The organism is uncultured Nisaea sp. (assembly GCF_963974195.1).
Classification (GTDB): Bacteria; Pseudomonadota; Alphaproteobacteria; order Thalassobaculales; family Thalassobaculaceae; genus Nisaea.
This window is the reverse complement of the sequence record NZ_CAXBDC010000148.1, coordinates 1-8131: the sequence shown is the minus strand read 5'-3', so window position 1 is coordinate 8131 and position 8131 is coordinate 1. Positions and strand designations below refer to the sequence as shown.

The window sequence follows — 8131 nt, the reverse complement described above, 5'->3', positions numbered from 1 at the left end:
CCGAGGCCGAGGAATCCGAGCGCCGCCAGGAAGAGTTCAAGACCCGGTCGCGGACCTTCATCGACTCGCTTGATATTGATGATGTGATTGCGCATCTGCTGGTCGCCGAAGGGTTCAGCACGGTCGACGAGATTGCCTATTCGCCGCTTGAGGATCTGGTCAGCATTGAAGGTTTCGACGAGGATATCGCCGAAGAGCTGCAGAACCGGGCGCTGGTCTTTGCCGAGGCGGAACGTAACCGCCTGCAGGACCAGACCAAGGAACTCGGCGTTGCCGAAGACCTGCTTGCTTTTGAAGGCCTGACGCTGGCGCAAGTCGTCGGTCTTGCCGAACAGGGCGTGAAGACGCTGGACGATCTGGCCGATCTGGCCGGTGACGAGCTTATCGAAATGCTGCCCGATGCCGGTTTTGACCAGGATGCCGCAAATGGCGTCATCATGGCGGCCCGGGCTCACTGGTTCGAGGATGAAGAGGGCGAAGAGCCCGACGCTGGCGCCGAAGACGCTGCTGGGGAGGCTCATGACGAGACCCCGGCAACATGAGCGCCCCGCATCAGCCGAGGGCGGTGATCTAGGTCGCAATCTGCGGCGCTGCATCGCCACCGGCGAAAGCGGTGAGGTAGAGCGGATGATCAGGTTCGTGGTTGGACCTGATGATGCGGTGGTTCCGGATCTGTCCGAAAAACTCCCCGGCCGTGGCCTCTGGGTGACGGCGAGCCGTGATGCGCTTGCCGAAGCCAGCAAGAAGCGGGCATTCTCGCGGGCAGCGAAGCAAAAAGTCGCGGTTCGCGACGACCTCGTCGAAGCAGTGGAAGCCATGCTTGTCGCTTCGACGCAGTCCATGATCGGTCTGGCGCGGCGCGCCGGTGCGGCGATTGCTGGTCACGCAAAGGTCGAAGATGCCTTGCGTCACAGAAAAGCCGTTCTACTTATTGAGGCATCGGACGGTGCCGTTGATGCCCGCGAGCGCATGAAGCGTCTCGGAGACGGCATTCCGGCTGAAGCTCTTCTGACGCGCTCCGAGCTTGGAGCGGCATTCGATCGGGAGCAGACCGTACACGCGGCCATCCTGGCTGCGGGCGACCATTCAAGGGGCCTGACGGCCCGATTGACACGAGAATTTGCAAGACTCTCAGGATTCCGGGGCGATATTTCGCGACTCGGGTTGGAAAACACTGGCTAGGGGTGTATTGAGGCCCCAGCCCGGTATTACGGAAAAGACGCGCGACCTAGAATGACAACAAATAACGAGACTGATCGCAAAAAACTGAGCCTGTCCGGTAAGGGTAAACTTTCCCTTGGAAAGTCCGCTGACACGGATCAGGTGAAACAGAGTTTTTCCCACGGGCGCTCCAAGACGGTTCAGGTCGAGCGCCGGCGCAAGCGCGTGGGTGGTCCTGGCGGTATCGGAGGTGATGCCGCGGGCTTGAGCGCGGAAGAGCGGGAACGCCGGACACGGGCGCTGAAAGAGGGCTTGCGCCAGCAGGAGGAAGCCGCGACGGCTGCCGCCGCTGCAGCGCCGCAGGCTCCAGCCGCCGAAGTTGTTGCCGAGGCCGCTCCCGAGCCGGCACCGGCCCCCGAGCCTCTTGACCGGCGCCAGGCCGAGCTTGAAGAAATGCGCAAGATCGCGGAGGCCGAAGGCCGCGTCCGTGATGAGGAAGCCGCACGGCTGGCCGAAGAGGCAGCTGCGCGTGAAGCCAAGGCAAAAGCCGAAGAGGCTGCCGCACGGCCTGCCGAAACCCGCAATGCTCCGCGTAATACGCCGGCAGCACGGGCGGCGGATCCGGCGCAGCCGGCACCAGCCGGTGATGACGATGCGGACGGCCGTCGGCCGAAGCGCCGTAGCGGCGGGGCTCCGGCCACGCCGGATCGTCGTCCGGCACCGACCCCGAACCGTCGCGGCGAACAACGTCGCCGGTCGGGCAAGCTGACAGTTTCCCAGGCGCTGGATGATCGTGGTGGCGAACGCTCCCGCAGTCTCGCGTCTGTACGCCGTGCCCGTGAACGCGAAAAGCAGCGGCTGCGGGAAGAAGGCGGCGATCAGGCAAAACAGATCCGTGACGTGATCATTCCGGACGCGATTACCGTTCAGGAACTCGCGAACCGGATGGCCGAACGTGCCGGCGACGTGATCAAGACGCTCATGAAAATGGGCATGATGGCGACCATCACGCAGTCCATCGACAGCGACACGGCCGAACTGGTCGTTGCCGAATTCGGGCACCGTTCCAAGCGCGTCTCTGAATCCGACGTCGAACGCCAGCTTCAGGGCAAGGACGATGCTCCGGAGGACATGCTGCCCCGTGCGCCGATCGTCACGGTCATGGGCCATGTCGATCACGGCAAGACCTCGCTGCTGGATGCGCTGCGGCGTTCCGATGTGGCCGGTGGCGAAGCCGGTGGTATCACCCAGCATATCGGCGCCTATCAGGTGACCGTGCCGTCCGGCGCGAAAATCACCTTCCTCGATACGCCGGGCCATGAGGCCTTCACCGAGATGCGGGCACGCGGTGCCAACGTCACGGACATCGTTGTCCTGGTGGTGGCCGCCGATGACGGCATCATGGCGCAGACGGTTGAAGCCATCCGGCATGCGAAAGCGGCCGGTTGCCCAATCATCGTCGCGGTCAACAAGTGCGATCTTCCGGACTCCGATCCGAGCCGGGTGCGTCAGGAACTGCTGCAGCACGAGATCGTGGTCGAGGAAATGGGCGGCGACGTTCTCGCCGTGGATGTTTCCGCGAAGACCAAGGTCGGCCTCGACAAGCTCGAGGAAGCCATTCTTCTGCAGGCTGAAGTCCTTGAGGTGAAAGCCAACCCGGATCGCCGTGCCGAAGGTGCCGTGATCGAAGCGAAGATGGAAAAGGGCCGCGGCAGCGTCGCGACCGTCCTTGTCACCAAGGGTACGCTCAACGTTGGAGATATCTTCGTTGCCGGTGCCGAATGGGGCCGGGTGCGGGCGCTTCTGGATGATCGCGGCCAGCGTACCGATAATGCCGGTCCGAGTATTCCGGTTGAGGTTCTGGGTCTGCAGGGAACACCGGTCGCGGGCGATGAGTTCGCGGTGGTCGAGACTGAAGGCCAGGCACGCGAGATCGCCGAATACCGGCAGCGTGTGCTGCGCGAGAAATCGGCGGTTGCCGGAGCGCGCGGCTCCGTTGAGCAGATGCTTTCGGCGATTGCAGCCGGTCAGGCCGAGGAATTGCCGGTGGTCATCAAGACCGACGTGCATGGCTCCCTCGAAGCGATCCGGTCCACGCTCGAGAATATCTCCAACGATCATGTTGCCGTGCGCATTCTGCATGGCGCCGTTGGCGGCATCAGCGAGTCCGATGTGGCTCTGGCGAAAGCCTCCAGCGCTCTGATCATCGGCTTCAATGTCCGGGCCAACCCGCAGGCGCGGGACATGGCGCAGCAGGAAGGTCTCGAGATCCGCTACTACTCGATCATTTACGAGCTGATCGACGATATCAAAGCGGCGCTCACCGGCATGCTGTCTCCGGATCTCAAGGAAGAGTTCCTTGGCAATGCGGAAATCCGCGAGGTCTTCAACATCACCAAGGTCGGCAAGGTCGGTGGCTGCATGGTTACCGAGGGCATGCTCCGGCGTGCCGCCAAGGTCCGCCTGCTGCGCGACAGCGTGGTGATTCACGAGGGCACGCTGAAGACGCTCAAGCGCTTCAAGGACGAGGTCAAGGAAGTCCGCGAGGGTTACGAGTGCGGTGCCGCTTTCGAGAACTACAACGATATCCAGGCCGGCGACCTGATCGAGTGTTTCGAGATCAAGGAAGTGGCACGGAGCCTGGAATCGGTCCAGCGGGCCAGCACCTCGTCTTGAGTGGCGGGGTTTGACTGTCACACTGTCTGACGGGAGCTAAAAATGGTTGGATCGCACCCTGAAAAAACGGGGCGGGGCGGACGAGCGCCGTCCCAGCGCCAATTGCGTATCGGCGAGGAAGTGCGTCACGTGCTGGCTGGCGTGTTTCAGCGCGGTGATTTGCACGACCCTGAACTCGAAGGCGCTTCGATCACGGTCAGCGAGGTCTCGGTAAGCCCGGACCTGCGCAATGCGAATGTGTTCGTCATGCCTTTGGGCGGCAGCAATGTGGAGGATGTGCTCAGCGGGCTGAAGCGCGCTGCGCCGTTCCTGCGGACCATGCTGGCCAAGCAGATGTCGCTGCGTACCGTGCCGCGTCTTCGTTTTATCATCGACAATGCGTTCGAGACGGCCAACCGGATCAACGAGGTGTTCCAGAACCCCGTGGTGCGCGCGGACCTCGAGAAAACAGACGAAGACGAGACGGAAGAGGGCGGTAATGGCGCGTAGGAAACGCGGCAACCCGGTCAATGGCTGGGTCATTCTGGATAAACCGTCCGGCGTGACCTCGACCCATGCGGTATCCGCCGTTCGGCGTATCTTTGACGCCCAGAAAGCCGGGCATGCCGGCACGCTTGACCCTCTGGCGACGGGAATTCTGCCGATCGCGCTTGGCGAGGCGACGAAAACCGTTCCCTACGTGATGGACGCCTCGAAGGAATATACCTTCGAAGTGACCTGGGGCGAGGAGCGGACGACGGACGACCTTGAGGGCACTGTATGCGGCAGCACCGACGCCCGCCCGGATATCGACGGGATCGAGGCTGTTTTGCCGCAGTTCCAGGGCATCGTCACACAGGTTCCGCCGATCTTTTCCGCCGTCAAGGTTCAGGGCCAGCGGGCCTACGATCTGGCGCGCAGGGAAGAGCCTGTGGAACTCTCGCCCCGTGAGGTGCGGATCGATTTCTTCGAGCTGGTCGAGGCCCGGGATTCGGACCATGCGCTGTTCCGTGTCGGCTCCGGCAAGGGTGCCTACATGCGCAGCCTTGCGCGGGATCTCGCGCGGGCCGCCGGGACACTCGGACATATTTCCATGCTGCGCCGGCACCGTGTCGGCCCATTTCTCGAAGCAGATGCGATTTCACTGGATTCCTTGAAAGCTTTGGACCATAGTCCCGCCGCTTTCGAGCACCTATTACCGGTAGAAACAGCGCTAGACGGCATCCCGGCGCTGACTTTGACCGGAGCAGAGGCAAATAAACTCAGATGCGGTCAGTCCGTCCCGGTCTTCCGGGCCATGGACCTTGATCGTTTCGGAGACCTCCGGGAAGGCGATGTTATGTACGCCGTCTCTGAGGGCAGTCCCGTTGCGATCGGACGGATCGACGGCGGCTGTATTTGTCCGATGCGCGTACTCAACCTTTGACCTAGGAGTATCCGATGTCGATTACGCAAGAGCGCAAGACTGCGCTGATCGAACAGTATGGCCGCAAAGAAGGCGATACCGGTTCCCCGGAAGTTCAGGTCTCGATCCTGACCGAACGGATTGTGAACCTCACCGAACACCTGAAGACCCACAAGAAAGACTTCCACTCCCGCCGTGGGCTTCTGATCATGGTTGGCCAGCGCCGCCGTCTGCTCGACTATCTGAAGAGCAAAAATGTCGAGCGCTATCAGGTCATCATCAAGGAATTGGGTCTGCGCCGCTAATCCGCGCAGCGCCGCCAAAAACAGTAACGCGTCCGCCCTGCGATTTCCGTGGGGCGGTTTGCGTTTCTGCAGAGCTTTCGGGATTGCCATATTGGGTTTGACGCCCTCGGCGATCCATGCGATTGAAAGCCCGCTCAATAGAGGAAAAAACCGAAGAACCGTACCGATGAGACACCGATGAATATGAGCCGTGTGTCACCTCGCTCGACCCTTTGTTCGGTAACCATGGGCCCCCTGACCAGTTCTCCCGCGCCCCGTGAGGCGATGCGTTTGAAGAACCGGACCGGATTGCTCCATTTCAGGCCAGACAGAGGACAGAACGAGGATCGGATCCGAGCGGTTCGGCTTTGAAGGAAAGCTGAATGTTTCAGATATACAAAAAAGAGATCGACTGGGGCGGGCGCAAGCTGACGCTCGAGACCGGTAAAGTCGCACGTCAGGCCGACGGCGCCGTCATGGCGACGATGGGCGAGACGACTGTTCTGTGTACCGCTGTCTATGCACGGCAGCCGAAGCCGGGGATCGACTTCTTCCCGCTGACCGTCAACTACCAGGAAAAAACCTTTGCCGCCGGCAAGATTCCGGGTGGCTTCTTCAAGCGTGAAGGTCGTCCGACGGAGAAAGAGGTGCTGACGTCGCGCCTCATCGACCGTCCGATCCGTCCGCTGTTCGTCAAAGGCTTCAAGAACGAAACGCAGGTCGTCTGCACCGTTCTGTCCCACGATCTCGAAAACGATCCGGACGTTGTCGCCATGATCGGCGCTTCCGCCGCTCTGACGATTTCCGGCGTGCCGTTCCTCGGCCCGATCGCGGCCTGCCGCGTTGGTTACAAGGATGGCGAATACATCCTGAACCCGCGCCAGAGCGATCTGCCGGACTCCGATCTGGACCTGGTGCTCGCCGGCACCCAGGAAGGCGTGCTGATGGTCGAGTCCATGGCTTCCGAGCTGTCCGAGGACATCATGCTCGGCGCCGTGACCTTCGGTCACAAGGCGTTCCAGCCGGTCATCGATGCGATTATCGATCTTGCTGAATCCTGTGCCAAAGAGCCGATGGATCTGCCGACCGAGAGCGAAGATGTCGGCCGTGTGCGCGATGCGCTGAAAGCGGCTATCTCGGGCGACATGACCGAGGCTTATGCCGAGCCGAACAAGACCCAGCGCCAGCAGAACGTTGCGGTTGTCCGTGAAAAGGGCATGGCCCTGTTCGAGGACGAAGCGGACAAGAACATCGCCAAGGGCCTGATGAAAGGCATCGAGGCCGATGTCGTTCGTGGCGCCATCCTGAAGACCGGCCAGCGGATCGACGGCCGCGACACCAAGACGGTGCGCCCGATCGTCTCCGAAGTCGGCATTCTGCCGCGCGCCCACGGCTCCGCCCTGTTCACCCGCGGTGAAACCCAGGCTCTGGCCGTCGCCACCCTCGGCACCGGTCAGGACGAGCAGATCATCGACGCGCTCGAAGGCGAATATCGCGAGCACTTCATGCTGCATTACAACTTCCCGCCCTACTCGGTCGGTGAAGCGGGCCGCATGGGTTCCCCGGGACGCCGTGAAATCGGCCATGGCAAGCTGGCCTGGCGCGCGGTGCGTCCGCTGCTTCCGGCCAAGGAAGTCTTCCCCTACACCATCCGTGTGGTCTCCGAGGTTACGGAATCGAACGGTTCCTCCTCGATGGCGACGGTTTGCGGCACCTCCCTCTCCCTGATGGATGCGGGCGTTCCGTTGTCCTCTCCGGTGGCCGGTATCGCCATGGGTCTGATCAAGGAAGGCGACGATTACGCTGTCCTGTCCGACATCCTCGGTGACGAAGATCATCTCGGCGACATGGACTTCAAGGTCGCTGGTACCGAGAACGGCATCACCTCGCTGCAGATGGACATCAAGATCACCTCGATCACCGAGGAGATCATGAAGATCGCTCTGGACCAGGCGAAAGACGGCCGGGTTCACATCCTGGGTGAAATGTCCAAGGCCCTGACCTCTTCCCGCGAAGGTGTCTCGGACAATGCGCCGCGGATCACCACGATCACGGTCCCGACCGACAAGATCCGCGAAATCATCGGCCCGGGCGGCAAGATGATCCGTGAAATCTGCGAGACCACGGGTGCGAAGATCGACATCGACGACGACGGCACCGTGAAGGTCGCGGCGGTTGATACCGCTTCCACCGAAGCGGCCCTGGAGCGGATCCGCTACATCGTCGCCGAGCCGGAAGTCGGCGTGATCTACACCGGCAAGGTCGTGAAGACCGTCGATTTCGGCGCCTTCGTGAACTTCCTCGGCGCCAAGGACGGCCTCGTTCACATCAGCGAGCTGAAGAACGAGCGGGTCGGCAAGACCACCGATGTGGTCAACAACGGTGATGAGGTGAAGGTCAAGGTCATCGGCTTCGATGATCGCGGCAAGGTCAAGCTGTCCATGAAAGTCGTGGATCAGGAGACCGGCCTCGAGATCACCGAAGAAGAAGCGTAAGCGACTTCGACCGATGAGCCTCCGGCTGTCCCGCTTTGTCGGACATCGCGGGATTGCCGCAGAGGCTCCTGAAAATACATTGACCGGCTTCCGCCTTGCGGCGGAGGCCGGTTTTTCGTGGGTGGAGTTCG

At 61.7% G+C, this 8131-nt stretch carries 8 protein-coding genes; all 8 read left to right on the top strand.

Going from position 1 to position 8131, the window contains the following annotated elements:
- A partial coding sequence (locus AAC126_RS20795; protein WP_339857140.1) for a helix-hairpin-helix domain-containing protein occupies positions 1–542 on the top strand: 542 nt, incomplete at its 5' end.
- Positions 520–1182, top strand: coding sequence for an RNA-binding protein (locus AAC126_RS20790; protein WP_339857139.1), 663 nt, complete (start codon positions 520–522; stop codon positions 1180–1182). The genes AAC126_RS20795 and AAC126_RS20790, both read left to right, overlap by 23 nt.
- Positions 1183–1233: 51 nt before the next feature.
- Positions 1234–3837, top strand: a complete 2604-nt coding sequence (gene infB, locus AAC126_RS20785) for a translation initiation factor IF-2 (protein ID WP_339857138.1) — start codon at positions 1234–1236, stop codon at positions 3835–3837.
- Positions 3838–3879: 42 nt separating this feature from the next.
- Positions 3880–4326, top strand: coding sequence for a 30S ribosome-binding factor RbfA (rbfA, locus tag AAC126_RS20780; RefSeq protein ID WP_339857136.1), 447 nt, complete (start codon positions 3880–3882; stop codon positions 4324–4326).
- Complete coding sequence (truB, locus tag AAC126_RS20775; protein WP_339857135.1) at positions 4316–5242, top strand: tRNA pseudouridine(55) synthase TruB; 927 nt, start codon at positions 4316–4318, stop codon at positions 5240–5242. The genes rbfA and truB overlap by 11 nt, the downstream gene beginning before the upstream one ends.
- Positions 5243–5256: 14 nt before the next feature.
- Entirely contained in the window at positions 5257–5526 is a 270-nt protein-coding gene (gene rpsO, locus AAC126_RS20770; RefSeq protein WP_028466284.1) for a 30S ribosomal protein S15, read from the top strand.
- Positions 5527–5888: 362 nt separating this feature from the next.
- The gene (gene pnp, locus AAC126_RS20765) at positions 5889–8000 is read left to right on the top strand and encodes a polyribonucleotide nucleotidyltransferase (protein ID WP_339857133.1); all 2112 of its coding nucleotides are present in this window, start codon (positions 5889–5891) and stop codon (positions 7998–8000) included.
- Between the two features lie 13 nt (positions 8001–8013).
- Positions 8014–8131 (top strand): glycerophosphodiester phosphodiesterase family protein (locus tag AAC126_RS20760; RefSeq protein ID WP_339857142.1); only part of this gene is annotated, 118 nt, incomplete at its 3' end.